The sequence below is a fragment of the Salinigranum halophilum genome, from assembly GCF_007004735.1.
Classification (GTDB): Archaea; Halobacteriota; Halobacteria; order Halobacteriales; family Haloferacaceae; genus Salinigranum; species Salinigranum halophilum.
The window spans coordinates 346,819-372,898 of record NZ_SSNL01000006.1; the positions used below are offsets into that span (position 1 = coordinate 346,819).

Here is a 26,080-nt window from a genome sequence, read left to right on the forward strand (position 1 = left end):
GACTGAGGACTTCTACGACTAACGTAACACCGTCTGTGCCAGTATGCATAGAGTCGATGTCGGATCCGGTCAGCCGCCCAGGAAATCCTTGCGGACCTGTTCGTCTGAGAGTAACGCGTCACCAGTGTCGGCGTAGCGGTTCTTACCGTTGACGAGAACGTATCCTCGGTCACAGTGGCGTAGCGCGGCCTTAGCGTTCTGTTCAACCATCAAGACGGCGGTGCCCGACTCGACGATTCGGTCGATTCGCTCGAACATCTCTTCGACCAAGTCGGGCGCAAGACCTGCGCTGGGCTCATCCAGTAAGAGCAGTTCGGGGTCAAGCATCAACGCCCGGCCCATCGCGAGCATCTGTTGTTGCCCACCTGAGAGTGTCCCGGCCTTCTGTGCGGCTCGCTCCCGAAGCACTGGGAATCTCTCGTAGACGTCTTCAAACGTGTCTTCGGGTACTTGATCGAGAATGTACGCACCCATCTCGAGGTTTTCGCGGACTGAGAGTGGTGGAAACACGTTGTCGGTCTGCGGGACGTATCCAATCCCCTCGTGGATGATTTCCTCGGGATCCATCGTCGTGATTTCAGTCTCATCGAAAGCGACGGTTCCATCCATCCGGTCAGTCAAGCCGAATACGGATTTCATCATCGTCGATTTGCCTGCACCGTTTGGACCGACAATCGTGACATACTCCCCATGGTTGACATGCATATCGACGTCGGTCAATACTTTGAGGTCGCCGTAGCCGGCGGAAAGACCATCCACTTCGAGGAGACTCACGCTACTTCACCCCCGAGATACGCCTCGATGACTCGTTCTTCGGATCGGACTTCTTCGGGTGACCCAGTCACCAGCGTCTGTCCCTGATGCATCACGATGACTCGCTCACAATGTTGCATGATAAGGTCCATGTCGTGTTCGACGAGAAGGAAGGTCCGTCCACGGTCTCTCAAATCCTCGAGACGGTCGAGCAACTCTTTCTCAAGCGACGGATTCACACCCGCGAAGGGTTCGTCGAGTAGGAGTACGTCAGGGTCGAGCATCAGCGACCGAGCCAACTCTAGAAGCTTTCGCTGGCCTCCCGACAACGTTCCCGCATCCTTCAGCGCCAGATGATCGATGTCGAAGAACTCGAGCATCTCCCACGCACGCTCAAACAACTCCTCTTCGTCCCGCTGCACATCGTTACGCATTCCCGGCAGAACAGACCGCCACGCCGTCTCCCCACGTTGGTTCTTCGGTGGTAACATCATGTTCTCGAGAACGGTCATGTTCTCGAACTCACGGGCGATTTGGAACGTCCGGACGAGCCCTCGGGATGACGTTTGGTATGGTTCCAACCCTGTGATGTCTTCGCCATCGAAGGTGATCCGGCCTGCATCCGGTTCGATGGCACCGCTAATGACGTTGAACGTCGTCGATTTTCCAGCGCCATTTGGGCCGATGAGTCCCGTGAGCGTCTCGGACTCGACGTCGAAGGAGACGCCGTCGAGCGCAGTCACGCCTTGGAAGCTCTTCTGTAAGCCGTTAACGGAGAGTACTGGATTGGCCTGCCAGTCAAGCCCGTGCGGGTCACCGGCATCGGCATCGTCATTAGTAGTATCCTCAGCTCTGGATTGTCGGCTCAATCTCCGTCACCTCCCTGTACCTGCGCACCTGATTTATTTTCCCGTCGCTCTGCGACTAACCTCTTGAGGTCGACACTTGAGGCAATCTCCTGACGATTCCCGAACAGCCCTTGTGGGCGCCGCTTCAGCAGCCAAATCAGCACCAGTCCAGTGAGGATGACCCTGAGCGCACTGGTTTGATCGAAGAGGTACAGCACGAGCGGATCGATGTTCCCGCCCACGAGCGCACCGAGCGCGTCTGGGAACGTCGGAACAGACCCAGACAGTCCGACGAACTCTTCAACAACTCGGCGTACCTGACCAGGTCCTTCGAGAATGAGCCCAACGAACAGAATCGTCCCAACGACCGTCCCAGTGTTTGAGCCGGCGCCACCCACGATGACAGCAATCCAAATAAAAAATGTCAGCTCGGGGATAAAGCGGTCAGGAGTGACGTAGCCGCTGCTTGCGCCCTGCCAGACGATGCCCAGAAGGCCCAGTATCGCACACCCAATCACGAACGCACGAATCTTGAACGAGGACGTGTGCTTTGCGAGGGATTGCGTCGCCTCTTCGTCGTCGCGAATCCCCTTCAACACGCGTCCAAAGGGCGAGGCCGAGAGACGGGCGATCAGCCAGTAAGTGCCGATCAAGATGACGAGCAGGACAAACACGAAGGACCAGTCAGGGACGACACGGCCGTCGACACCAACCGTCTCGACGGCGGTGACGAGCGGCTGACCGGACGTTTCAAAGAAGTCTCGAACCGGATTGGAGAACGTTCGGATTCCACGCCCCCCGCCAGTTCCGAAGGTCCACCCGAAGACCGTGACCTCCTGAAGCTCGGAGGATTTGAACGTAATTCGGAGTATCTCAGCGAAGGCCAGCGTGACAATGGCGAAGTAGTCGTCACGAAGACGTAGCGAGGGGAGTGCGGCTACGTAGCCGGCCGCAGCGGCTGTGAGCACGCCAGCGATAACGGCCAGTGGAAGTGGGACGCCGAAGCCAGGGAGCGAGCCGGTCGGATTTTGGCCAGCGACCGGCCGTGAGAGGATTGTCGCCGTGTAGACGCCGACAGCCATGAATCCGACAACGCCGATATTGAACAGCCCACTGTACCCCCAGTGGAGATTCACGACCAAGGCGGCGATTCCGTAGACGACAATCAGGAACGTGAGCCGACGCAACGAGTTGAGCTGGCCGAAGAGGTCGTATCCTAACAAGAGGCCGACAAACAGATACAGAGCGTACACCACCGCGAGCGTGCCGAGTATTTTGATGAGGTCCTGCTCCCAGTATGTCGCTACCCAGTCGGGGAGCCGGCGCCCGATTGGGTCGGTCGGTCCGCTCATAGCGCATCACTCCCGAAGATGCCTGACGGGCGAGTGAGCAGGATGGCGATCATCACGGCGAATCCGACGGCTTCCGCGAAGCTGGCTGGAATCCAGATCTGTGAGACGCGCGTCACCAGTCCAATCAGGACGCCACCAGCGATGGCGCCATAGACCGACCCGATTCCGCCCATGATGACACCGGCGAATACCAACAGTAGAAGTGTCCAGCCGAGCTGATAATTAATCGTCCCCTGAAACAGAGCAATCATGAATCCGGCGAGGCCAGCGAGTGCGCCACCGAGTAGCCACGTCGCAGTAATTACTCGCTCAGAGGGAATTCCAGTCACCCGAGCGAGGTCGCGGTTGGCAGACATCGCCCGCATCGCCTTGCCGAGTTTCGTCCGTGTCAACAGGAGGTGGACACTCACCATCGAGGCGACGGCGACAGTCACGAGCATGAGATCCGGAGCGCTGATGTTGACCGCTCCGCCCGGGAGCGAAAGTGCGTAGGTCCACGCTCCGACCGTCAGACCGAACGAGTTCTGTGTGTATAAGAACACGATCAGAAAACGGAGTGTGAACGCCACCCCAATCGAGGCAATGAGGAGGGTAATCGCTCCGGTTTTTCGTATCGACTGGTAGACGAAGCGGTCCAAGAGTAGCGCAACTGTTGCTCCTCCCACTGCGGCGACGACCAACCCGAAGATTACCGCCCCTGGCGTGTTCGTCACGCTTATGCCCACGTCGCGTGGGAACACCGTGTCCCCCACACCGAGAAAAAACAGGTTCAGTGGGCTAAACTCGCCAAGGCCGGCGACGAGATACGTAGAACCCCAGCCGATGAACGCGGAGATACTAATGTAGTCCCCATGTGCGAAATTGGCGAATCCGAGTAAATCATATGTTAGCGAGAGGCCGACTCCTGCCAACCCAATAACTAACCCGAAGACAAGTCCGTTCCAGAGATAGCCTGTTAACAGCGCTGGCGCGAGTGACTCCCCGAGCAGACGGCGTAGGATGTCAAGAAGTAGCACGGCCAGAACGGCACCGAACAGAGCCGCTCTGATCCGAGTCGAATCCTGAAACCACTCAGGTGTTATATCATGTAACAGGGACATTTTCGACAGCAATTCTGACAGGTCGTAGTCCTAAATAAATGACTAATACGGCGAGCACTCTGTCTATCGAAAAACCCGGCAAATCGTCGAGACGGGGAAGGGTTTTTTGTGTCGATTGTCCGAAGACTTCCTGTATGTCACGTGAGGTCGTTTCCTACGATGATGATGGACATGTGTATGAGTTCGCACCGGACATGGAGTCCGTCTACACCGCCGCAGATGGGGAATCGCTCACGGTTGAGACGATCGACAGCCTCAACAAGGAGATTCAGACCGATGACGACTTGCTTAGTTCAATCCCCGAGGAGGTTAATGCCGCAACTGGCCCTATCGCTGTCGAAGGTGCTGCGCCCGGCGACATCCTGGAAGTAGAAATCGAAGACGTCCGAGTCAACGAGGACCGCGGCCGTGTCATCACCGCACCCGGATTCGGCCTTCTCAAAGACGATGAGGACATCGCACACCCCGCGACACGAATCACCGATGTCGAAGACGAGACGATTGACTTCGACGGGATCGACGTCACTATCGACCCGGTAATTGGAACCATCGGCGTTGCCACCGCTGAAGAGACTATCACCACACTAACGCCTCACGACCACGGCGGAAACCTCGACACCACGGACATGACCGGAGGCACGACCGCTTACTTCCCGGTCTTCCAAGAGGGTGGCATGCTTGCGATGGGGGATTCCAAGGCTGCCATGGCCGACGGAGAGATGTGCGGTACTGGCGCTGAAATCGGGACCGACATCGATATCACCGTCTCGGTTATTTCTGACCCCGAGGTAGGAATCGATCGCCCGGTTGTCGACACTGGAGACGCCGTCAAGTCCATCGCCAGCGCCGAGACGATGGAGGAGGCTGTTGCACTCGCAAATCAGGACGTTTTGTCGCTGCTGCAGGCCGACCACGGCATGTCGAAGACCGAGGCGTATTTGTTTTCGAGCCTCGTTGGCGGGTTGGAGATCAGCCAGGTCGTTGACCCGCTCGTGACCGTCAGAAACGCCGTCCCAGCCGAACATCTCTCGCTGCCGTTCTGAACTGAACCGGGACTCTCGGGATGAGTATCCTGTTGCCTCCCGGTACCAAGTTCCCCGCGTGAGCGGTAGGCCGGTCTTCGGTTATGAACGTCAGTTCAGCTGGATGTTCGCCGCTTATTCGAGGGTCTGGCGTTGAATCTGAGTGATTCACTTTGGTCACGTAGAGCGCCGAAGCGATGACCGACTCGCGCCTTGCATTCAGCACGGCCACAGAAACCTCACTGAACCCGATCAGAAGTGCCGTGTGAGATACAGAGGGTGTATGCAGCAGGTATAGTTATCATTGAAAACTGACAGAAGACATACTAGATATATTCCCTGACATACAGAAATACGCTTATAACTCCGTCCAAAAGCGTCTAAACCGGAATTTCCCATTACCATTAAAAACATATATTTACTTACCTGTTTAATAGTTAAGGTATGGCATACCTAGAGATGCCGGACCACATACCCCTGTACTACGAAGAACGTGGCGAGGGCGAGACCATCCTCTTGGTACACGGCTGGTCGTGCAACGGCGGATACTGGTGGCAGAAGAACGTCGAATCGCTCTCCGAGTCGTACCACGTCGTCACAGTGGACCTGCGGGGCCACGGCCAATCAGGGAAGACCGACCACAATCACACTCTCTCCCAGTACGCACAGGACATCCGGCACCTCATGGAGTCACTGAACCTCACGGACGTGACGCTGGTTGGGTGGTCGATGGGAACTGCTATCGCGCTTTCGTACTTCGACCAGTTCGGAAGCGACCGGCTCCGCTCGTTCGTCTTCGTCGACATGAGTCCGTACATGTTCTCCGAAGAGGGCTGGGAGTATCCGCTGTTCGGAGAGTTCACACCTGAAGCGCTGGATGGGGTGGTCGAAGCCCTGCAGAACGACCGGCCGTCATTTGTCAAGGAACAGATATTGGAGGCATTCTTTATCGAACGACCATCAGAGGATGTCATCGACGAGATGTACGCGGAGATGATGAAAACGCCAACCGGCGTGACAGTCGCCGCGTTTCAGGCGTTCTGTGATAACGACTTCCGTGACGTCGTTGGGAAGATCGACATCCCGACACTCCTAATGTACGCCGAAGGGAGCGCCATCTTCCCCGGCGACGTTGGTGCGTGGATGCACGAGCAGATTCCCGACTCGGAACTCGTGGTTTTCGAGAACAGTAGTCACTGTCCGTTCTGGGAAGAGCCCGAGCGGTTCAACCACGAGCTAGCGACGTTCGTCGCGGGACTCAAAGACAGAATGATCGGGGCACCATAGTCAACGAGCATCCTCGGACGCTCCAGCGGGCACCTACTCGACAGTTGAGATGTCACGCAATTATGTGACTTCCACTCAGTACTTCAGCCAGTTTGGAACCGACTGTTCGCGTCGGTCCGCTGGATAATATGTAGTCTGTGCTGACCTCGTGACCGACTCGCGCGCTGTATTCAGCACGGCCACAGAAACCTCACTGAACCCTGTCAGACGCGGCGTACAACAGACAGAGAGCTTCTCTTTCTCTTTATGTTGGGACTGCCACCAGAGCAGTGTGTCATGACACGGATGGCGGGTCACAACAAATATATTCGCAGAGCGATTATCTCCGGTTACCATGGCAACAAGCAACGACAAAATCCAATTCAGGGGGGCTGACGAGAAGCGGGCAAGTCAACGCCTCAGTGAGATGCGTCTGGGAGGGATTAACATCAGTGAACTCGCTCGAGAGGGACTCAAGGAGAAGCTTCGGGAAGTGCTCTCAAATGAGGAGCGAGTCGAGTTGCACCAACAGTACCTCGACGGAGAACTGGACGAAGGCGTTGCAAAGGTTCTCATCGGCGATCTGCTCGAGGATATCGAGCGTGAACGCGAGGCAGTCGGGAAGGCGGAGACGCTCAGTACCGATGGCGTCTTCCAGAACGAGTAACGAATGGGTTCAGACGAGATACGGCACCCTGTTCTTGTGGATACTGACGCACTTATTTCTGTAGCAAATACATCTCTGTGGCCGACGGCTGTAGGCAATCTCAACCTGACGACGACGAACGTCTGTATTCATGAGTTGAAACGACACACCCGCGAAAAGTCTGAATATGCGCCTGATGGAAGCCGTCAAAAGTGGATTTACGATGGGAGTGTAGCGGCACTCGAACCGTTTGAAGGCAACGCAAACACGGCGTTCACCACGATCAACAGCGTTCCCCGACCGCACGGACCGGACGCTGGGGAACAGTCGTTAGAACAAGAACTCGAACAGCACCCAGAAAGCTACACGTTCGTCGTTCTCATGGATCAGAGAGGTCGAGAATCTATAAGTCGAACCTTCGAGGAACGAGACCAATACGGTGTTGCAGTCGCTCCCTCCTATCTGCTCTACTTACTCCACAAGAACGGGAACTGTTCGAAGCAGGAATTCTGTGAGGCGTGTGGAGAGCTTCTGGAGGGAGAGGGGTGGACGAGTTACAGTGCGATACAAGCGATTTGGCAGGAAATCCCGATTGACTGCAGTTCGTACTTAGATGGAAGCCTATTGCCCTGACTCACCAGAATGTCTTTTTCGCTTTGGCGTGCCGAAATAAATATGGAGAGACGTAGGTTCTTCGCTGGGTGCTCGATTGCAGCGGTTACTGTAGTAGCGTTTGAAACTCTTCGCAGTCGGTCACGTCGCTCTGGTCGTCACAGAACGTTCACAGCGGGTCTTTGAAATCGAGTGAGTAGATTCTTTCAAACTCTACTATAGTCTATCCGGATGTACAAGTGGGTCGCTCGGGGACGTAGCGTATTCAGGCCGCTATTCTGGGGACGAACTTCCATCGGCTGAGCCAATATTCCAAGCCGAAGAGGGGGTGCGGTTAGAACAAGGAGAAACAGCCACATTCTTAGCGAACTCAAAAGCGGAACTTCGCAAGCAGATGGTCGCGGAGTCTAGTGCGATTGAATCTCGGGAAAGCAACCAAGCGGTTGCCTTTCTGACCGCGATTAGTGTCGTGCTCCCGATTCGTAGTCAGGTCAGCTTCACTGAATCGAGGATTGTAGGGGACACGGTCCGGATGAATGTCAAGCCACAACCGGATAATGAAGATGAATCCGACCAATTAGGATTCCATCGCATGATGATTTATTGGACCCAAGACTATCCAGTCGCTAATGAACCGACGAGCATCGAACTGATCGAATAAATCGTCGTTTCAAACAGTCAACGCTCTGCTGAATATATACTCTGTATCTACCATTGCCGATTCCCCGCCAGATGACGACTAACCAGTGACACACACGCGCTGTATTCAGCACGCCCGCAGAAACCTCACTGAGCCCTGTCAGAAGCGGCGCGCAACACTCAGAGAGTGTCGTCAGCAGCGCATTTCAGCGTAGTTCTGCAAAGGCCCGAATTGGCATCGCAGCCGTCTGTTCCGCTTTAACTGGGACCGCAAACAGCCGGAAGGACTCTCCGTGAAGCGCGTCCAGCCCGGTCATATTCTCGACGATAAAGACGTCCTCGTCGAGAAGGCGCGTATGTGCAGGTCGTGACGGATTGCGGTGATCATCGATGTTGATCGTATCGACACCGACAAGACCCACGTTTTCATCGATTAGCCTGTCGATTAGCGCCTCCGAGAGAAACGGATATGACCGATACTGTTCTGTGCCCCAGTGGTCGTCCCACCCGAAGTTGAACAGGACAGCCCGATTGCTGAGAGTCCGGTCGGTGGGCAACACATCAACATCGAGTTCATCACCTGGCTCCAGCCCCCGGGCTTCAACGACGACACCCGGTAACACGAGTTCGTCGATATCGAGGTCACCAATGTCACGACCATCTGGATATCGATGATACGGCGAGTCGAGGTACGTGCCGACCGATGTCTGAAACGTGACCTCCGTGACCTCGAACGCGGCCTCTCCGTCGTAGTGTGATTCGGACTCTTCGTGAGTGAAGAACGGTTGTATCTCTGCCGTATACTCGGTAACTGTCCCGTCTTCATTTTCCATACGGAAGCCCGGCATCTCGTCCTCAAACGAATGGCTGAGATCTATGAAAGTCATAGAGTCACCAACGAAGACACGGCAGTAAACATTTTAGATCGGTTCAGCTGTATCGACCACAAGCGGTACTGCTGCTGCATAAGGCCCTGTATTCAGCAGCCACTAACATTGTATCAGCAACGAACGAGTTCAACAGCAGTGCTGACGTCTCACACAATGCCAGTCGATGGGGTCTTCTGAGGCGTTCTCGCGGGGAATGACTTGTCGGAGAAGAAGCTGGAGAGGGTTGTATGCTACCATCTTAACCAACAAAAGGACGGCCACCCACACGAGTTGTTGGTTAACAGACGAAGGCACGACCCGTCTCGTGAACTCGCACACTTGCGTTCAGCTCGTATCTGAGACCCTCACCGTGCCATAAATCGGCACCGACGCTGGGGGCGCGACGCACTACTCCTCGACGTCTCTCGGCACCGTGTGGACCGTCGTCGACGACACTATCGAGCACGTCGAAGCCACCCGTGACCTCGACAAGTGGCGGCGCTTCATCGACGCCCGCCGCAGGTGGGTCGCACACCGCATCGATTCCCGGTCGACTACCGAGTTCGTCTGTGACGCCGTCGCGGAGGCGCTGTCGATGGTCCGCGCACGCCTCTACGGCGGTCGCTGTGCGAAATGCGGCACCTGTCTGTTGTCCTCCGACGGTGACCGATACGGCCGCTGTGCGGGCTGTGTCGTCGACGAAGAACGCGCTCGCGACCAGGGAGCGCTCTGATGGCGTCGCTGACCGAAGCGCTCGCGGACGCCCGGATGGCCCTCGCCCAAGCGGAGACCCGCGCTGAGAATCCCGACGCAGTGCGGGCGCACTGTCAGGCTGCGCGGGCACACCTCGATGACGCGCTAGTCGAGTGTCCCGTCTGTGGGCGGGTCGGGCTCCCTGAGCGGATCGTCGCCCACGACTGCTGAGGCGACGGCGACTCTGCTTTTTTGTTCGGCCGGCATCTCGAGCGCACACATCGGGTGGTCGATGACCGACTCAATAGGCCGTCCGGGGGTGGTTCCGGTAGGTTCGTGCGAGTGGTGACTTGGCGGGTTTCAGTGGGGTTACTGGGGTGATGAGTGGTGATTTCCGGATGTTTCTGGATGTGTCGCTGGTGGGTGGATAGAGAACCAGTATTCAACCCCACAAGGGTTCGTCTGAATCGACCCTTAGCCGAAGACCGCCGAAATCGGGAGTTTGCTTCAACCCCACAAGGGTTCGTCTGAATCCATGTTCGGCCACTCGAGCACCTGGACGGTCTTGTAGCTTCAACCCCACAAGGGTTCGTCTGAATCCCGGCGTCTCGGTTGTTGCGCCCCGAGCCCCAGACGCTTCAACCCCACAAGGGTTCGTCTGAATCTCGTGTTCTCTAAGATTCATCGTGTCCGTTGAGCTCGCTTCAACCCCACAAGGGTTCGTCTGAATCAAGGAACTCACAGAAGACTCGCCTGGAGGTGCGGTTACGCTTCAACCCCACAAGGGTTCGTCTGAATCTGGGCGAACGTCACGGCCCACGACGGCGTCCCATCGGCGCTTCAACCCCACAAGGGTTCGTCTGAATCGCGCGCCGTCAGGGAGGCGCTCGCGGATGGCCGCCGCGCTTCAACCCCACAAGGGTTCGTCTGAATCCGCCATCGTCACGGAGCCCTCCGCCGACAAGCTCCGCTTCAACCCCACAAGGGTTCGTCTGAATCGACGGTCCTCGACGTCGCTCGACTGCTCGGAGGTCTGCTTCAACCCCACAAGGGTTCGTCTGAATCTCGCGAGAGCTGGTGGATGAGCAAGATGGTGAGCTTCAACCCCACAAGGGTTCGTCTGAATCTGAAGCAGCATTCGGAGTTCGCGCGGCACCGTCTCGCTTCAACCCCACAAGGGTTCGTCTGAATCCGCCGTCTCACTCGACGTCGCGGGCTTCGAAATCGAGCTTCAACCCCACAAGGGTTCGTCTGAATCTCCCGTATCGGCGTTCCACGGTTCCCTGTCCCTCGCAGCTTCAACCCCACAAGGGTTCGTCTGAATCTCGATGTAGTAGCTCATGCTGGTTTCACCCATCCGCTTCAACCCCACAAGGGTTCGTCTGAATCACTTGTCTGCCCGCGCCATCGGCTTGCCCAGGCGTGCTTCAACCCCACAAGGGTTCGTCTGAATCTCGTCGCTGAAGAATACTTCTGCGGCCATGACTCAGAGCTTCAACCCCACAAGGGTTCGTCTGAATCTTGTTGTTCCAATCGGAGTTCTCCAGCAGGTGCCGGCTTCAACCCCACAAGGGTTCGTCTGAATCTCTTGGCGTCGCACGCCGAGCACGGCAGCCCGTCGTCGCTTCAACCCCACAAGGGTTCGTCTGAATCGTTTCACACACGACAAACATACGGGTGAGTGAGTTTGCTTCAACCCCACAAGGGTTCGTCTGAATCTTTGAGGCGCGGGAGACCCACACCGGGTTTCCGAGGCTTCAACCCCACAAGGGTTCGTCTGAATCGACACCGAGCGCCTCCGCCGCGAGGAGACCGGCTCCGGCGCTTCAACCCCACAAGGGTTCGTCTGAATCCAGCGTCGTTATCGAGCCCGCTTCCCAGTCGACTTCGCTTCAACCCCACAAGGGTTCGTCTGAATCCGCGCTCCAGGCGGAGGCGCGAGGAGTGGACGGCGGCTTCAACCCCACAAGGGTTCGTCTGAATCAGGGCTCCTCGGGCTTCGACGACTCTCGAGAAGCGCTTCAACCCCACAAGGGTTCGTCTGAATCCTTGAGTCGAGCGGCCAGCGTCCCGTCGAGATGGCTTCAACCCCACAAGGGTTCGTCTGAATCAACCGCTGTGTCGACCGCCCGTGCTTGGCTGGATCGCTTCAACCCCACAAGGGTTCGTCTGAATCCGATAACGCACTCGACGGCGTCGGCCTGCCAGGGACGCTTCAACCCCACAAGGGTTCGTCTGAATCCCCACAGTGCCGCGAGCAGTTCGATGACGGGAGCGAGCTTCAACCCCACAAGGGTTCGTCTGAATCGAAGGGGTACGCCCACGACACCACCTCGTCGCGGAAGCTTCAACCCCACAAGGGTTCGTCTGAATCGACGGGGGCTGCGGTCGCCGAAGGAACACGTCGAGCTTCAACCCCACAAGGGTTCGTCTGAATCTCTGGGTCGGGCACTCGATACGTCAACAACGTCTCGCTTCAACCCCACAAGGGTTCGTCTGAATCACGGCGGTAAGGCCGACCGCTTGCATCTCCGTGCCGCTTCAACCCCACAAGGGTTCGTCTGAATCACGGCGGTAAGGCCGACCGCTTGCATCTCCGTGCCGCTTCAACCCCACAAGGGTTCGTCTGAATCCCGTCGACAAATCCCTCCGGAGACACTATCGAAGGGCTTCAACCCCACAAGGGTTCGTCTGAATCAATTATCTTCTTTGCACTGGCGACAGCCGCGTCTTGGCTTCAACCCCACAAGGGTTCGTCTGAATCCCATGAGTGTGATGTCGCTCATGCTACCGTCTTTAAGTCTTCAACCCCACAAGGGTTCGTCTGAATCAGGCTTGGAAATCATCGAGTGGCTAGAAGCCAATGGGCTTCAACCCCACAAGGGTTCGTCTGAATCATACATCAACTCGTACACTTCGTTGACGGGGAGGTCGCTTCAACCCCACAAGGGTTCGTCTGAATCACGCCGACAGCGACGCCACGCCGACGCTCGCGCCTTCAGCTTCAACCCCACAAGGGTTCGTCTGAATCCTTCTGTGTGCGCTTCTCGCCCGACTCGCAGAGGACGCTTCAACCCCACAAGGGTTCGTCTGAATCGACGCGGCACAGGCCGCCCTCGACGCCAAAGCCGAGCTTCAACCCCACAAGGGTTCGTCTGAATCGCGTGGCTCGACGGCGAGTTCGTGGCGCTCGCGCTGCTTCAACCCCACAAGGGTTCGTCTGAATCGCGCCGTCTTTTTACGCCCCCGTAACGTATCGATGCGCTTCAACCCCACAAGGGTTCGTCTGAATCTGCGCGGGAAGCGTTGCCTCCCCCGTCGTAAGTCCCTGCTTCAACCCCACAAGGGTTCGTCTGAATCTTCCAGCAGAGTGCCATTACGGGTGTCACGCGCTGGCTTCAACCCCACAAGGGTTCGTCTGAATCCTGGGTCCCTCTGTCAGCAGTCCTCGGAATTGTCGGCGCTTCAACCCCACAAGGGTTCGTCTGAATCGTCTCTCTGCTGTCGAACATGAACGGCGTCACGTCGCTTCAACCCCACAAGGGTTCGTCTGAATCTCGGAAGGCTTCCACGGCCTTGACAAGCGCTGTCGGCTTCAACCCCACAAGGGTTCGTCTGAATCGGTCAGGGCAGGTACTGGACGCCGACCGTGAGGCCGCTTCAACCCCACAAGGGTTCGTCTGAATCAGTCGCCCGCCGTCGAGATGTCGATGATGGGAGCGAGCTTCAACCCCACAAGGGTTCGTCTGAATCCCTGATCTGGCCTTTCCGGGTTGTTCTGGGTCGCTTGAGCTTCAACCCCACAAGGGTTCGTCTGAATCATGCTTCAGACGCTCGTCCCGCCGCTCATCGGCGCGCTGCTTCAACCCCACAAGGGTTCGTCTGAATCCAGCGACGCGTTGGACCATATTGACGCCGACTGCTCGCTTCAACCCCACAAGGGTTCGTCTGAATCCCTCGTACTCGGTGTGAAAGAGTCGGCGCGGCCTCGGCTTCAACCCCACAAGGGTTCGTCTGAATCTCCAGAGCGTCTTCATCAGCCCGTGTTCGTCGTCGAAGCTTCAACCCCACAAGGGTTCGTCTGAATCCGTCGGGGTCAGACGAGGTCGCCATCAGAGACCCTCCGCTTCAACCCCACAAGGGTTCGTCTGAATCGCGGTCACTCCGAGGCCGAGGCCGAGCGCCTCTGGGAGCTTCAACCCCACAAGGGTTCGTCTGAATCAACTCCGTGAACTCCTCGGGGCACCCGGTATCGAGCTTCAACCCCACAAGGGTTCGTCTGAATCCCGCCATGGAATGACGGTATAGATGCCTGTAACAGCTGAATTCCAATCAGTGTTTTCATCGACCCCCAATTCACCGCTCCCCCCGGGGGGTCGATGGAAGTTGCTCACTCTCGTGAAGAAGACTACCTGCTACAATCAGGTAAACCGGCTTCCAGGAGCCTCTGCAGCGCCGAACGTTGTGAAATCGAACGCCGCCTGGTTTGTTGTCTCGAAGACCACGATCGAATCATCATCCTCCAACTCCGACTCAATCTCGTTTTTCATGGCCTCAACCTGTCCTGGAGTGAGTTGCCCATAGAACACGGAGTACTGGAGGTGTTCAAGACGTCTTCGCAGCAGCTTGCGATAGACGTGCGTTCGGTCGGCTGGGACATCGTACACAACAATGACTTGCATCCTTACCACCACCGCTCTGTTGCTTGATATGGTTCTCCAGTTAGGAGGTGCTTTTTTAGACTGTACACATCTGTCTGGACCAATGTTTTGAAGCTCACTTTCCGGTTGAGTCGTGGATGCTCAATTGTCCGATCGAGAGTCTCTTCATACTCCTGCAGAACCGTCAGACGACCGTCCTCGGTTAGGAGACACCCGTCTAAGTCAGATTCAAAATCATCAACGGTTATCTGTTGGCGGTTCACCAACCGGAACACGAGCCGATCCGCAAGAATCGGCTTAAATATGTCTGCGATATCGAGCGAAAGGGTGAATCGTCGCTCTCCGGGTTCATGAACGAACCCGACGGTTGGGTCGAGTGCGGTTTTCCTAATCGCGGATACACACGTCGTGTAGACCATTCCATTGAGAAACGACACAAGCGCGTTTGCCTCGTTTGACGGTGGGTTGTACTCACGCCTTTCCAACGCAAAGGGTTCGCGAAGAATCGTGTCGAAACACCGATAGTACTGTTTCCGTGCATTCCCCTCAACAGCTCGGAGATTGTCGATTGTCTCTGTACTGGTGACTCGTTCCTTTAGTTCGCTGAGCTTGTCCAACGTGGTGGAGAAATCTCCTTTGCGGCTAGAGTAATACCGAATATTAGCCCGCATATTGTGGATGCTCGCTTCAATGACCTGGTGAGCAATCCTTAGTCGTCGCTTATCATCGTAAGCCCGCACTTGTTCGACAACTGTATTCCCCGAGACTTGGCCTCGTTTCGGAAGGTATGACCCTTTGTAGTAATCCTTCCAACCGAAGACGTGTACCGGAACGCCGTGGTCGTTCAATAGCCCCAGCGCACGGGTGTTGAAATCAATCTGCCCGTGGAGATACAACGAATCGACGGATTCGACCGGGAGGTACTTTGTCTCTCCGTCAAGGGTGTCGATTCTCAGTGTACTCTCATTGCGGGACAATTCCCCATCAGCGAAGATATGATGATTTGGTTTTGTCATAGTTTTACATCCAACAGAGGTCTTGATACAGACAGGAATCGCAGTATGGTTTCTTTGACAACTCGGGGGGTGTCTCTTCTGCCACTAAATCAAGAATTCCGATGATGGTCCGCTCAACCTCGGCGGTAGCCCGTTCATCCAACCGCACCGATTCCCGTTTTCGCTCGGTTGGGTATGCAAGAACGCCGTCTTTCTCGATATCATAGACGTATTTCAGGAACCACAAGTAGAACAGAAGCTGCATTCGAGCTGGCTTTTCTAATGTGGAAGACACCTTTATTTCCATTACAGCCCCTGAATCGAGCAAATCAAGTTGAATACGATTGCCGATCATGAACGACCGGCGTGAGTCCTGATAGCTTGTTTCGTCAACGTGAGTGCCACGTTGAATGTTCGTCGTTTCGCGGTCGATATCGATTCCACGAGACATGAACCACAGCTCCCGCTCACAAACATGGTAATACTGTACCATCAGCCCAGTGACCGGCGTTGCTGGTCGGGTCCCAATCTCACGCTCTTCTTGGGTGTACTCATCAATCCGATCACCAGTACTCATTGTCGTGCCTCACAGTAGTGACAGACTGTGACCAATTATGACTCATCAGAAATTCCATATAGACAGATTGTTTTGTCATGCTATTGGTCTTTCCCCTAGTCGGACTACTCGGCCCTACGGTCGTCTTGTTCCATCAGGCGGATATCCCCCCAATTAGAGGGTGAACCGACCACCGACGCTGTCTTCGCGTCCCTGAAGGCCCCCATCCGTCAGCGAATACTGTAATGCCGAGTCCTCAACGTAACAGAACACATTGACCCCGTCTTCATTCCGTCTTTTCCCGTCGAGTCGTGCAATCCCTGGCGCGTCTTCGACGATCGTGGCTGGAAGCGAGACACGCATTCGGGACGCTGTATCCAACTCGTCGTACGCGGTCACATCCCCCTGCGTAAACCGCTCAGTGAGTGTATTCACGAACTCGACCTCGGCGTCGGTTACAGCCACAAGCACATCGACTGTCTGGTAACCACCGATGAGTGACTGCCGGGCCAGCCAAGCTGCATTTGCGAGGTCGATATTCTCTCTGATTTCTGTCGAACTGAGTGACTTGTCACTGAGTGCGTCGAAGTACCTGTCGACCGCTCGTTTCGAGAAATCAACATCGGAGATGTCTGTGGGATTCTCGACCGTCGCAAGAACATCAGCGATTAGCTGGAGGTGAGCGGGAATCCCGCGGTTGTACACGTAGTGAGCCGGTGGGTGCGTGGACTCATCGTTCGGTGGGCCCAGCGTCCAGACGGTGACTCGCCCTCCGTTCTGCCCCCACTCATATGACCGATTACAGCGGCCAGCAGCTTGGACGATGCTATCTAACGGTGCGATATCTCGGTAGACACGCTTGAAGCTGAGGTCGACACCCGCTTCGATTGCTTGCGTCGAGACCAACACGAAGGGGACGGCACTCGTAGAGAGGGTATCGGCTAGCTCGATGATGACTTGCCGGTCGAATGGCCGATACCGCGAATTGAGGGTCAACACGAACGGCCCGGCCGTTGTTTCACCCCGTGATTCAGGCGGCTCACGCTCTTGGAGATCGTGTCTCGCGAGCACTTCCTGAGCAATCTGGGTCGATGTCACCGCTGGCTCGAATGCGGTGACATTCCGCTCGCGTACAACTGCCTCGATAGTGTCACCGAGGTGTGTGACATCTCCGTGGTTACAGAGGTGTGTGGTCAGGGTTTGCGAACTCTCAATCGTATTGCACACCGTAAGAACCGAGCCATCGTCGGTTGTTGCACGGTGAATTCGGTCGGCTGCCGTCTGATGCTCGAGATATGTATCCTCGACAGCGAGTTGGTGACTGAGCGCCGTCTCGTCGATTGTGTACCGGACACGCTCGGCGCGCTCGAAATACGCTGTTTCAGCAACCGGTGGGAGAGTCCTCGAGTACTCTGGGCCTGTTGCACACCACTGGCAGCCGTCTTCCTCGTGGATTTCACCCGCCTCTAGTAGCGAGACGGTTTCTAAGTCACGAAGGAGACTGGGTTGGGTCGCAGTCATCGCGATGATTCGCGTCCCATACTCGTCGGTCAGCAAGTCCAATTCACGCGCAATGGCATCCCACCACGCCTTTGGCAGCGCTTGTGGTTCGTCTAAGATGACGAGGCCCTCATCCAGCGCTGACAGCTTCAGTCCTTGTCTGTTCGAGGGGCCAGTCAGACTCTCAAAGAGTTGGACGAACGTCGTGAGAATCGTGCCATCCCGCCACGACTCTCCCAACAACTGCGCACTCTCGTTTGCGTCCGAATCTCCGACATCACTCGTGTCTTGTTCGCCGTGGTAGACGACAGTCTCACTCAGATAGTGATGAACCGTCAGACCTGACTGGGTTGGGTCTGCACCCCATAGGTCGGGGTCTTCAAAGAGCGCCCTCGTCTGTTCGATAATCGAGGTGTACGGCAGCGCGTACACGATTGGGTGCTCTGACCCTCCTTCCGTGAGCATATCACGGGCCTCAAACGCAGCTGAAAGTCCCGTCAGTGTCTTTCCGAGCCCCGTCGGGAGCGTCAAGGTTGCAATCGGGGTGCCGTCTCCAATCCACTCGTGAACTCCACGGAGTGCTTGCCGTCGGGCGCGTTCGCGATCAGTATTGAGTGCCGTTTGTTCCGAAGTCTCTGCAGAGTCATTCCTCAGACTCTGGACATAGTCTTCAATCGTGGCCCGGTCAAGGGTCTCGATATCGAATATGTGTTCAGGAGTGATATCCATCGCGTGGCTCTTATCCGCCAGCGTGATGGCCGCCCAGTAGTGCAGTGTACGGTCGTACAACCGCTCCGGAAGCTGTCTAGCGTTCGATTCTGGCCCTGTGAGTTCGCGTCGAGCGGCCGCATCGTACAGGTCCTCGGCGATGGCCCCGTCGTTGACCCAGGCCTCGAACTTCTCCCACGACACAGCCACTCCGGTAAGGTTGAGTAGTTCGGCCGCAGCAACCGGCCACTCGTCACTGATGGAGGCGCACTGGGCACGAATCACAGGTCCAGTAAACGCTTCTGCAAGCGTATCGACCGTGTACGGTGCCGCGTCTGGAAGGGCCTGATGATGGCGAGCAACCGCTAGTGTCGCCGCGAGACAGTCCCGTGGTGGGGCTCCCTGTTCTGCGAGGACAAACCACGTCGCGAGGGCACCCAGCCGGGCGTGAAAGCGTTCTTCGTCGGGTCCTTCGTAATGCTCTCCAGGACGCACATAGGCTTGGAACTGCGGTGTGGCCTTCCCGAAGTCATGGAGTGTCGCCGCCGCGTGAAGGTAGGACGCCCGCTCGTCAGTCGGCCCAAACAGTCGGGTGGCTCTATCGGCGACGACTGAGCTATGTGCGGTGAGCCGAAGGTCGCCACGCGAGGTAAGTTGTGACGAGGGATAGTCGTGGGTCGTTCCTGCAGTAGGGTGTGAAATAAGCGGTGGGTCCATCTGGTATCTGAAAGATGAGGGTGGGTTGTGCTGGGCCAGCCTACCGGAACACGACGGTTCTCTCACCGATCTCGACCGGCACAATATCTGTATCCTCGCGGACGCGAACCGGCTTGGGACCTTGTTGTGCGTAGACGTAATCGTCGAAGCGCGTCGTCCGCCGGCCATCGCCGTCTGCTTCCATAATTGCAGGTGACCGCTCCGTCCCATACGTCACCCCTCCCTGTGGGACTGCGTCCGACAGCGAAATCGGGACGACTGAATCAATATCGAGCGACCCATCAACACCATGTGTGGTCGGTGTACGGTCGGCTTTGACGTCTTCAATAGTCGCGAGGTATTCTGATTTACCTAGGCTTGGGGTATAGATGGCCGTTCCATTTATCAAGTGCTCACGCAGAGTACTGTAGAACGCTTCATCCTCGAGTGCGACATCGATTCGATAGCTTGGGTCGGCCAGCACCTCATACGCATGCAGTTGGCGGTCGCGGTCCGTTTCCTGATAGGTCAACTGGTACGACGCCCAGTGTCCGGCCGTCGTCGTGACGTCCTGCTTTGGGTCTGTTCCGAGGCCAGTTGTTGGGATATTGACCGTCCGAAGGTTCGACAGTGGTGTAATCGCGACCGCCGAGTTGTCCGCGCTGAAGATATCGTAGTACGAATCTCGGTCAGCACCGACGATCGCCGCGAGCAACCCGGCGACGGTGGTCCGCGGCGGGATACGATAGGTTTGCTTCGTCACGCTTCGGCCGACCCGCTTGAAGTGGCCCCAAGTAGACCGGATGGTAAACGACAGACAGCGGTCCGGAACGCCATCGTCGTCGATGGTAGGTGCCATGACGAGGGTTATGCCGCGAGATCGCGCTCTTCAATCACGTCGATTTCGTGCACGTTGTGGCCCTGTCCTTCGAGATGCATTCCGAGTTCATCACCGCGGATGGTTTCGTCGCCGACCTCAAGCGTTAGGCGGTCATCGCCAACGAGGTGGATGGTATCGATGCGGTCTGCCCGATGGCCCAGCGAATCAACGAGAGCAGTTACGTCGATGACGACATCGTTAATCGAGCGAAGTGAGTCGGCACTCGAGTCAGAGAGCTCGATGAGTTCCTGTAGGCCGCCGAGATGGTAGTCCTTTTCTTGATACTCGACACGAACGTATAGTCGCGGTTGTTGGCCGAGTTTCGAACGCGAGGTTGTCTGATTCTTCAGTGCACGCCAACAGAGGGTATCGAGTCGACTGACGTCTGTTTCAGACAGCTTCGTCGACTCGGCTCCATTGTTGTCGACGAGTCCCCAGAACGGGAAGATGCCGTATTTGATTCGCTTGTCGTCGAGGTCGAATCCACCCTGGCGGTTCTCCTCACCCGTACTGATGACGCTTGTCAGAGAATCATACTCTTCGTTCTCCTCGACGACGTTCAGTGATTTCGCGGGAAGGAATTGGACAGGCCCCTGGTAATTGTTTGGGAAGACACTGTTGAGTGCTGTTCGGAATTCCTCATCTGCCTTGTTGTCGCTTTTCTCGAAGCTCAGCGTGGCTCCGAAATACCGGACGTCAGTTGCCGTGTTGAGGAATTCATCCCCGACGTCGTTGATTTCTTCGAGGTCGTCGGCATCATCGACGCCGTCAAGAACATCTTTGACGAGTGCAGTTCGCGTTCGAGATTCGCCGTTGAGCTTCTTGACATAAATGCCGAAGCCATCGTCCTGAAGCTGATCTCGGAGGTATCGCTTCAACCGGACGTCGGTGATGATTCCGTGGCCGGTATCAGGGTCGCGGCGTGGCCGGTTATCGCCGATTGGGTTCCCGTTGGGGTTGCAGTCACGGGCGTCGTACACGAACAGGATTTCGGAGCGGTTGAGTGTCGTCATTGGTATGGGAGTGAATTACTCAGCAGTCTGTGCGTCGGGTTCCTCGTCCGTGCTACCCTCATACAGGTCGAACGCGACCGGCATCGAGCGACGGCCATGTGCGTGACCGAGTACGTAACAGAACTGGAGTTCCCGTTTCTCGATATCCCACGCAGAGGGCATCTCCTCGGTCGCCTCAAGCAGTCGGTCGACTGTCTCCGGGAATAACAGGTCTCGGTCTGAGTCGAAATCCGAGTCAAGCGCGTAGACTTTCGCCTTCTCAAGCGCACTTGTCAATGCGTTTTCAAGGCTGTTTTTATTCAGTTGGTCACCCTTGGTGGTTGAGTCTAGTGGGCGACCAATCTCCCGTTGATTCTCTTGATGCCAACTCACCTGCCCAACCAAGACTCCAGATAGCGCTGCTGCACTACGCGCTGAATCCTCGAAGAGGGGTCGGTCAAGGAACGATTCCAGTCGGTACTCCCGGATGGACGGGAGGTCAGACGTGTCGAGGGTTGTGTGTGTACTCATTGTCGTATCAGTTGGTTCGATTACAACATCAAGGCCGTCAAGTAATCCTGCTCGTGAGAGTGCTTCTAGTTGGACTAACTGCTGGACGACGATCTGGTGCGGTGGTATCTCACCATCTTCGCTCGCATCATCGTATCGCCGCATATACTCATCAAGCAGCATCGATGCATCAAGTGGGGTCCCTGCGATTAATCGGGCGTCGACGACCCTGCGGAAATCGTCTCCTTCGTCATCACCACGATATGCAAACGTTGCATTGGTGAACTCCTGCCCTGTGATGCAGTAGAACGCAGATTTCCGTGCCTGGTCTCGGTTGTCACTGAAGTCGAGGAGGGGCCAGTTGTCGAAACGCTTGAACCCACCCACAGCCGGGTCGAGCGTTGGTCCATGAACCGTCTGTTCGAGAGAATCCGCGAGTTCGGACACCCAGTAGGTCGCCGCAGCAGGCTCTTCTGCGATGACGTTTTTGTCATCACTAATCGGGAGTGTGATCGTGTAGAAGCGTAGTTCAGTCTCGGCCAACTCCCTGACCGCCTCCGTATCTGACTCGCGGAGCTTGTACGTCACGCGGGCCATGGGCGCGCTCGTACCGCTGCTGTACTCACTTTCACTATCGAGCGACTGAATCGCTCCATAGAGCAACTCGGCCTTTGCTGCAGTGAGTTCTCCAGCGAAGTATGGCAACGCGTAGGTTTCGACCCCACCACTCCGAAGAACACACTTCTCGATGAGGTCCTGTCCCTTGCTGAATAACATCGCGACATCCGGACTCACTGGGTAATTCCGCCAAGATTGATCGCGACGGAGCCCCGGTTGTGCATCGGGATGTTTGACCGAAAAAACGCCGAGAGGACTCTCTGGGGTACCGACGACACGTCCTTCGGTTCCCGTAACGACGCAGACGCCTCGACCTTCGGATGATCCCGAGTCTAGGTTCTTGTTCGCGGCGTTCTCTGTTGCGTACCGCTTCATCGCCTCGTTGAGGACTGGTAGCCCCGCTGGCCAGAACCACTGCTCTCCTGTCACACCACTCTCTGTCTTCTCGAGGTCGGCTGCATCGATTCGGAGCCGCACTGTGAACGCCGTCGGAATCGATTCATCTGCCGGAAGGAGGGCTTCGACCTTCTCTTTCAGTTCTGCAAGCGTCTGGCTGTCTTTCTCGAAAACGGCCGCGAGCCGTTCGATTACCCATCCATCTGGATGGCCATCCTCACTGTCGGTGACGCTCAACACACTGTCTTGGGTGGTCCACGAACGGACTCGACCGAGGACGGTGCTGGCGACGCCCGTCGCGTCGTTCCCGTTCTTTGACCCAATCTGTGTCAGGCTGTACTTCGCACCTCTCCCGGAAGACTTGTGTGAGTATGCCAGCTTCGAGACGTGCTCTTTGCGGAGCGTGTCGACCTTTGGGTCACTGACGACGGGGGTCTCACCTGTGAGGTCGATATCGACCCACACAAGCCGACCGTCATCGATGAAAGGGTCGAGTTTGCTTGCGGTCCCATACAGTTCCCCACCACTCTCGGCCACAGCAAGGACACCGTACAGTGCCATCACGTCTTCCAGACTTGCTGGCGGCCGGTCATGCCAGTACTGCTCAATCGCGTCAGCAAAATCCTGGCGAGTGACCCCGCTCATGATGTCTCAGCTCGTGGTGGCTGTTGATTGATGAGGTTCACGAATCCAAAGCCGTGTTCACGGCGTTGGCCAATTCCGGCATCCAATGCAAGGTTGAGGTGATACCGATGCGTCTCGTCCCGAACCCGGTAGCCATACCGCCACTTCGAGAGTATCACAGTACGGTCGACAGCTGTTGCCGGTTGGAAGTGAATCGCGTATGTGACGTCGTCTTTGATGGGCTCGACTGATTCGAACAACGGTTCGTCAACCTCGGCCGGGCCGGTGTAGTAATCATCACCGTGCTGTTCATGGGTCCGTTGGAGCGATCGACGAATCGTTTCCTGAAGTGGGTCTAGCCCATGTTTTGGACGCCAGAACAGCTTCGTCTCCGAATCACCCTCATCGATCTTTGTCGTGTCCAGCCCATGCTCTTCGGCGAGACGTCGATCGAGCGCACAGAATACGCCCGTCGCGGTATCGATGACACCGGTCGCGCCGGGCTCGCCAACATCGGGTGCATGCCCAGAGATTTCATCAATCTCGAAGCGCATTTGTCCGACGTCGAACGTGCGGTCGCGACCGAAATGCCGGACGAGGTCGTCTAACACCGAACGTTGAGGAGACGCGATGCGGAGGTACCGCTGGTCACCGGTTTCGATATCGCCCCACGGATAGATGTTCGAGAATGCGAACCCGACACCGCGGTTGGTATCGTGGGCAGCAGCATACTCATCTACATCCTCAAGGGCTTTCCAGATTCGACCGCGAAGCTTGTGATGAGCGGAAGTATCGTAGGCCGCATCTGCAATCGCATCAAGCGAAAGTTCGATTCGCACGCGCCGTACCACCTCTGTTGTTATACAAACCGGACAACATGAACAGACAGTGACGTACTATTGAGTTATACCTTGTGTGATAAGGTTTTTACACTTGCATTTTGCCCGAGTTGGGACTTTGTTGGTGGCCGTACGGCAGTGGATATTATTCACATAACAATCAGACGAGTTCACCGACGCCAGAGGTGTCCACACTCACTCCTCGCTCCCCTCAAACCCGACCTCCAGACACTCCACAAGCAGCGATTGCACCGCTGGCAGCGCGTCTGCATCGACAGAAAAGCCGATGGCCCGCCCACCACGGTCGAGGAGATGCACGACAACCACCGCTCGGAAGTAGTGCAGCGAGGCTTCAAGCTGGCCGAGTTCTGGGTCCGCCTCAATCGGGGCCCGGTTGACACGCGTCGTTTGGTACAGATTGTCGACGCGAACAAGGCGTTTGTTCGCGGTCGCCGCATCGACATCCTCTCGCAAATACAGGATGCGTTTTGACTGGGGGCGATACTCGACACAACTGCGGAGCGACGCGCCGAACCGCGTCTCGAGAAGGCCGATGAGGTCTGCGACGGACGCGGGGTGTGATGGCGGTCTCATTTTCAAGAACGTTACTCGCGGTAGAGTATCTCCACCACGGTCTGTTATAGACGTTCGTCTCCATCTCTCACACTTGAGAGACGATGCGGTACCTCACTCCCATCGTAACCGCACTAGAGGCGAAAGGACAACCGAAGTGCCGATGCGAACCCACCCACGAGACTCGGGCAGTGCTCACTCGACCTAGGGACAGACCACCTCAGGCATTCGAGCCGCCCTCCCGACGCACGCCCACAAGGCCGAGTCGCCGAACCACTGGGACGACCCACGCCGGCACCGACTGGTCTGTCACCGCAACGTCGCGGTCGATCTCGAACCGATACGCCTGGTCGGCGGTGAGTGTCAACACCATCGTCTCTCCACGATGGTCGATTGCGACGGTGACCTCGCCCTGCTCGAGGGCCATCGTGCGGCCGCTCGTGTGTTCACCGGTCTGTGTTCGCGTGCCCATATCAGCCCCTCACGTGCGCACATAAATCGAATACGAGCACTGCACTACATCAACACTATGCGACACCTGACCGTACAAAAACCGACGCTGAGAGATTCAACCCCACGAGCGTTCGTCTGAAACAGGGCCGTCGCATCAACCCCACAAGAGTTCGTCTGGCTTCAACCTCACCGCATGAGTGCATCTGAAATCGTGGTCGGGACGGCCAACACGAGTCCTTTAGTTCGTGTTCACATATCATTATTCCCAACGACCCGCAATCACTCAATCGATGAAGGAAATCCGGGAAAGACGACATACACCGACCATCGGAACGGTCGTGGCTGCGCGCGCAGCGGAGTCCTTGTGAGCATCGTGAACGAGACGCCTCGTTCAGGGTGAAACAACCACCTTGGCGCTGGCCGCTCAGGCCCCCGCCCCGGGGAGGCGAGCGAAGCGGGATTCGAGTACAGCGAGAAGGATGAGCGCCGAGAGCCGACACAAACAAAGTGGCCTGAACGGGTCCGGGCGGTCAAGACTAGCCGCTCGCCTAGCTTCAAGCTCCCAGGTAAACGGTGCGGGTACCTCGAATCAGCCGAACGTATATAAATGTACACAACCTTCTGTGTACACATGGGCACGAAAACGATCTCGCTCGACGACGAAGCCTACGAGCGGCTGAAAGCGCACAAGCGCGAGGGGGAGAGTTTCAGTGCCGTCGTCAAGCGGCTCGCGGGCGAGCGGTCGTGGCGTGAAGTCGCCGGCATCTGGGAGGGTGAGACAGACGATCTCGAAGAGGCAATCGCAGAGGGTCGCGAGCGGTCACGGGAGCGTCGTGAGCGACTCCATGACGAGTTGTCCGAATGATTCAGGACACGAGTTTCATCATCGACGTCCTCAACGGTGACCCCGATGCACGGGACGTCCTCGAGCTCATAGAACGCGAGAACCGTCCGGAGAAGATCGCGTCGATCACATCGCTCGAACTGTACGAAGGTGTCCAACGGTCACGAAAACCAGAGCGCGAGAAGCAGACGGTGCTGAGCGTACTCGACTCGAAACACGTGATTCCCGCCGACCACAGCATCATGAAGCAAGCCGGGGAACTGAGTGGTCGGCTCATCACCGACGGAGAGCGAATCGACCGTGAGGACTGTATCATTGCAGCGACGGCGATTCAAGAGAACGAACCGGTCCTCACGCGAAACGCCTCGCACTTCGACCGAATTCCAAATCTCGACGTCGAGACGTACTGAAGGGGGGCCGGACTGCTGGGGCAGC

22 protein-coding genes and 1 CRISPR repeat array are annotated in these 26,080 nt (G+C 56.7%); of the genes, 7 read left to right on the plus strand and 15 right to left on the minus strand.

The features are described 5' to 3' along the window. Window positions 1-69: 69 nt before the first annotated feature. From E6N53_RS16935 to E6N53_RS16950, 4 genes are read right to left on the minus strand one after another with little or no spacing between them, the layout of a single operon-like run. Complete coding sequence (locus tag E6N53_RS16935; protein WP_236639890.1) at window positions 70-774, minus strand: ABC transporter ATP-binding protein; 705 nt, start codon at window positions 772-774, stop codon at window positions 70-72. Then, window positions 771-1,622 (minus strand): ABC transporter ATP-binding protein, encoded by an 852-nt coding sequence (locus tag E6N53_RS16940; protein ID WP_142860685.1) that lies wholly within the window; start codon window positions 1,620-1,622, stop codon window positions 771-773. The genes E6N53_RS16935 and E6N53_RS16940 overlap by 4 nt, the downstream gene beginning before the upstream one ends. Then, window positions 1,619-2,953 (minus strand): branched-chain amino acid ABC transporter permease, encoded by a 1,335-nt coding sequence (locus E6N53_RS16945; protein ID WP_142860686.1) that lies wholly within the window; start codon window positions 2,951-2,953, stop codon window positions 1,619-1,621. Before E6N53_RS16945 ends, E6N53_RS16940 begins: the two co-directional genes overlap by 4 nt. Further along, entirely contained in the window at window positions 2,950-4,053 is a 1,104-nt protein-coding gene (locus E6N53_RS16950) for a branched-chain amino acid ABC transporter permease (protein WP_142860687.1), read from the minus strand. Before E6N53_RS16950 ends, E6N53_RS16945 begins: the two co-directional genes overlap by 4 nt. Before the next feature lie 134 nt (window positions 4,054-4,187). Here E6N53_RS16950 and E6N53_RS16955 point away from each other — a divergent pair, with 134 nt between their 5' ends. From E6N53_RS16955 to E6N53_RS16970, 4 genes are all read left to right on the plus strand, one after another. Beyond that, window positions 4,188-5,096: an acetamidase/formamidase family protein gene (locus E6N53_RS16955; protein WP_142860688.1), complete on the plus strand. Its 909-nt coding sequence runs from the start codon at window positions 4,188-4,190 to the stop codon at window positions 5,094-5,096. A gap of 423 nt (window positions 5,097-5,519) precedes the next feature. Next, window positions 5,520-6,362 (plus strand): alpha/beta fold hydrolase, encoded by an 843-nt coding sequence (locus tag E6N53_RS16960; protein WP_142860689.1) that lies wholly within the window; start codon window positions 5,520-5,522, stop codon window positions 6,360-6,362. Window positions 6,363-6,696: 334 nt separating this feature from the next. After that, the gene (locus E6N53_RS16965) at window positions 6,697-7,008 is read left to right on the plus strand and encodes a DUF8065 family protein (protein WP_142860690.1); all 312 of its coding nucleotides are present in this window, start codon (window positions 6,697-6,699) and stop codon (window positions 7,006-7,008) included. A 3-nt stretch (window positions 7,009-7,011) separates the two neighbouring features. Beyond that, the gene (locus E6N53_RS16970) at window positions 7,012-7,620 is read left to right on the plus strand and encodes a hypothetical protein (RefSeq protein ID WP_142860691.1); all 609 of its coding nucleotides are present in this window, start codon (window positions 7,012-7,014) and stop codon (window positions 7,618-7,620) included. An 824-nt stretch (window positions 7,621-8,444) separates the two neighbouring features. On the opposite strand, the gene E6N53_RS16975 is transcribed toward E6N53_RS16970, so the two are convergent. Then, window positions 8,445-9,125, minus strand: a complete 681-nt coding sequence (locus E6N53_RS16975) for a cyclase family protein (RefSeq protein ID WP_142860692.1) — start codon at window positions 9,123-9,125, stop codon at window positions 8,445-8,447. A 415-nt stretch (window positions 9,126-9,540) separates the two neighbouring features. Here E6N53_RS16975 and E6N53_RS16980 point away from each other — a divergent pair, with 415 nt between their 5' ends. Then, window positions 9,541-9,840, plus strand: coding sequence for a hypothetical protein (locus E6N53_RS16980; RefSeq protein WP_142860693.1), 300 nt, complete (start codon window positions 9,541-9,543; stop codon window positions 9,838-9,840). A 399-nt stretch (window positions 9,841-10,239) separates the two neighbouring features. Next, window positions 10,240-14,086: direct repeats of the CRISPR family, unit length 30 nt; unit sequence GCTTCAACCCCACAAGGGTTCGTCTGAATC. Window positions 14,087-14,221: 135 nt separating this feature from the next. Here E6N53_RS16980 and cas2 read toward each other — a convergent pair. The 10 genes from cas2 to E6N53_RS17035 all read right to left on the minus strand — a co-directional run bounded on the left by cas2 (window position 14,222) and on the right by E6N53_RS17035 (window position 24,820). Continuing rightward, entirely contained in the window at window positions 14,222-14,482 is a 261-nt protein-coding gene (gene cas2, locus E6N53_RS16990) for a CRISPR-associated endonuclease Cas2 (RefSeq protein ID WP_142860695.1), read from the minus strand. Window positions 14,483-14,484: 2 nt separating this feature from the next. Then, a complete protein-coding gene (gene cas1b / locus E6N53_RS16995) occupies window positions 14,485-15,477 on the minus strand; it encodes a type I-B CRISPR-associated endonuclease Cas1b (RefSeq protein ID WP_142860696.1) in 993 nt (330 codons plus the stop codon). Window positions 15,478-15,481: 4 nt separating this feature from the next. Further along, window positions 15,482-16,033, minus strand: a complete 552-nt coding sequence (cas4, locus tag E6N53_RS17000) for a CRISPR-associated protein Cas4 (protein ID WP_236642389.1) — start codon at window positions 16,031-16,033, stop codon at window positions 15,482-15,484. 153 nt (window positions 16,034-16,186) lie between these two features. Next, window positions 16,187-18,937: a CRISPR-associated endonuclease Cas3'' gene (locus E6N53_RS17005; protein WP_142860697.1), complete on the minus strand. Its 2,751-nt coding sequence runs from the start codon at window positions 18,935-18,937 to the stop codon at window positions 16,187-16,189. Window positions 18,938-18,977: 40 nt separating this feature from the next. Further along, complete coding sequence (gene cas5b / locus E6N53_RS17010; protein WP_142860698.1) at window positions 18,978-19,775, minus strand: type I-B CRISPR-associated protein Cas5b; 798 nt, start codon at window positions 19,773-19,775, stop codon at window positions 18,978-18,980. Window positions 19,776-19,783: 8 nt separating this feature from the next. Continuing rightward, entirely contained in the window at window positions 19,784-20,809 is a 1,026-nt protein-coding gene (gene cas7b / locus E6N53_RS17015) for a type I-B CRISPR-associated protein Cas7/Csh2 (RefSeq protein ID WP_142860699.1), read from the minus strand. Window positions 20,810-20,824: 15 nt separating this feature from the next. Further along, window positions 20,825-22,957, minus strand: a complete 2,133-nt coding sequence (gene cas8b / locus E6N53_RS17020; protein ID WP_236642390.1) for a type I-B CRISPR-associated protein Cas8b/Csh1 — start codon at window positions 22,955-22,957, stop codon at window positions 20,825-20,827. Further along, complete coding sequence (locus E6N53_RS17025; protein WP_142860700.1) at window positions 22,954-23,775, minus strand: CRISPR-associated endoribonuclease Cas6; 822 nt, start codon at window positions 23,773-23,775, stop codon at window positions 22,954-22,956. Before E6N53_RS17025 ends, cas8b begins: the two co-directional genes overlap by 4 nt. A gap of 195 nt (window positions 23,776-23,970) precedes the next feature. Continuing rightward, complete coding sequence (locus E6N53_RS17030; RefSeq protein WP_142860701.1) at window positions 23,971-24,369, minus strand: DUF7522 family protein; 399 nt, start codon at window positions 24,367-24,369, stop codon at window positions 23,971-23,973. Between the two features lie 199 nt (window positions 24,370-24,568). After that, window positions 24,569-24,820, minus strand: coding sequence for a hypothetical protein (locus tag E6N53_RS17035; protein WP_142860702.1), 252 nt, complete (start codon window positions 24,818-24,820; stop codon window positions 24,569-24,571). Window positions 24,821-25,432: 612 nt separating this feature from the next. Here E6N53_RS17035 and E6N53_RS17040 point away from each other — a divergent pair. Beyond that, a complete protein-coding gene (locus E6N53_RS17040) occupies window positions 25,433-25,666 on the plus strand; it encodes an antitoxin VapB family protein (protein ID WP_142860703.1) in 234 nt (77 codons plus the stop codon). Next, window positions 25,663-26,055 carry a type II toxin-antitoxin system VapC family toxin gene (locus E6N53_RS17045; RefSeq protein WP_142860704.1) on the plus strand — a complete coding sequence of 131 codons (393 nt, stop codon included), beginning with the start codon at window positions 25,663-25,665 and terminating at the stop codon, window positions 26,053-26,055. Before E6N53_RS17040 ends, E6N53_RS17045 begins: the two co-directional genes overlap by 4 nt. Window positions 26,056-26,080 lie beyond the last annotated feature (25 nt).

Bases quoted from the DNA above. Each gene is read 5' to 3' on its own strand.
- E6N53_RS16945 (WP_142860686.1), bottom strand. From the start codon at position 2,953: ATGAGCGGACCGACCGACCCAATCGGGCGCCGGCTCCCCGACTGGGTA.
- E6N53_RS16950 (WP_142860687.1), bottom strand. From the start codon at position 4,053: ATGTCCCTGTTACATGATATAACACCTGAGTGGTTTCAGGATTCGACT.
- E6N53_RS16955 (WP_142860688.1), top strand. From the start codon at position 4,188: ATGTCACGTGAGGTCGTTTCCTACGATGATGATGGACATGTGTATGAG.
- E6N53_RS16960 (WP_142860689.1), top strand. From the start codon at position 5,520: ATGGCATACCTAGAGATGCCGGACCACATACCCCTGTACTACGAAGAA.
- E6N53_RS16965 (WP_142860690.1), top strand. From the start codon at position 6,697: ATGGCAACAAGCAACGACAAAATCCAATTCAGGGGGGCTGACGAGAAG.
- E6N53_RS16970 (WP_142860691.1), top strand. From the start codon at position 7,012: ATGGGTTCAGACGAGATACGGCACCCTGTTCTTGTGGATACTGACGCA.
- E6N53_RS16975 (WP_142860692.1), bottom strand. From the start codon at position 9,125: ATGACTTTCATAGATCTCAGCCATTCGTTTGAGGACGAGATGCCGGGC.
- cas2 (WP_142860695.1), bottom strand. From the start codon at position 14,482: ATGCAAGTCATTGTTGTGTACGATGTCCCAGCCGACCGAACGCACGTC.
- cas1b (WP_142860696.1), bottom strand. From the start codon at position 15,477: ATGACAAAACCAAATCATCATATCTTCGCTGATGGGGAATTGTCCCGC.
- cas4 (WP_236642389.1), bottom strand. From the start codon at position 16,033: ATGAGTACTGGTGATCGGATTGATGAGTACACCCAAGAAGAGCGTGAG.
- E6N53_RS17005 (WP_142860697.1), bottom strand. From the start codon at position 18,937: ATGGACCCACCGCTTATTTCACACCCTACTGCAGGAACGACCCACGAC.
- cas5b (WP_142860698.1), bottom strand. From the start codon at position 19,775: ATGGCACCTACCATCGACGACGATGGCGTTCCGGACCGCTGTCTGTCG.
- cas7b (WP_142860699.1), bottom strand. From the start codon at position 20,809: ATGACGACACTCAACCGCTCCGAAATCCTGTTCGTGTACGACGCCCGT.
- cas8b (WP_236642390.1), bottom strand. From the start codon at position 22,957: ATGAGCGGGGTCACTCGCCAGGATTTTGCTGACGCGATTGAGCAGTAC.
- E6N53_RS17030 (WP_142860701.1), bottom strand. From the start codon at position 24,369: ATGAGACCGCCATCACACCCCGCGTCCGTCGCAGACCTCATCGGCCTT.
- E6N53_RS17035 (WP_142860702.1), bottom strand. From the start codon at position 24,820: ATGGGCACGCGAACACAGACCGGTGAACACACGAGCGGCCGCACGATG.
- E6N53_RS17040 (WP_142860703.1), top strand. From the start codon at position 25,433: ATGGGCACGAAAACGATCTCGCTCGACGACGAAGCCTACGAGCGGCTG.
- E6N53_RS17045 (WP_142860704.1), top strand. From the start codon at position 25,663: ATGATTCAGGACACGAGTTTCATCATCGACGTCCTCAACGGTGACCCC.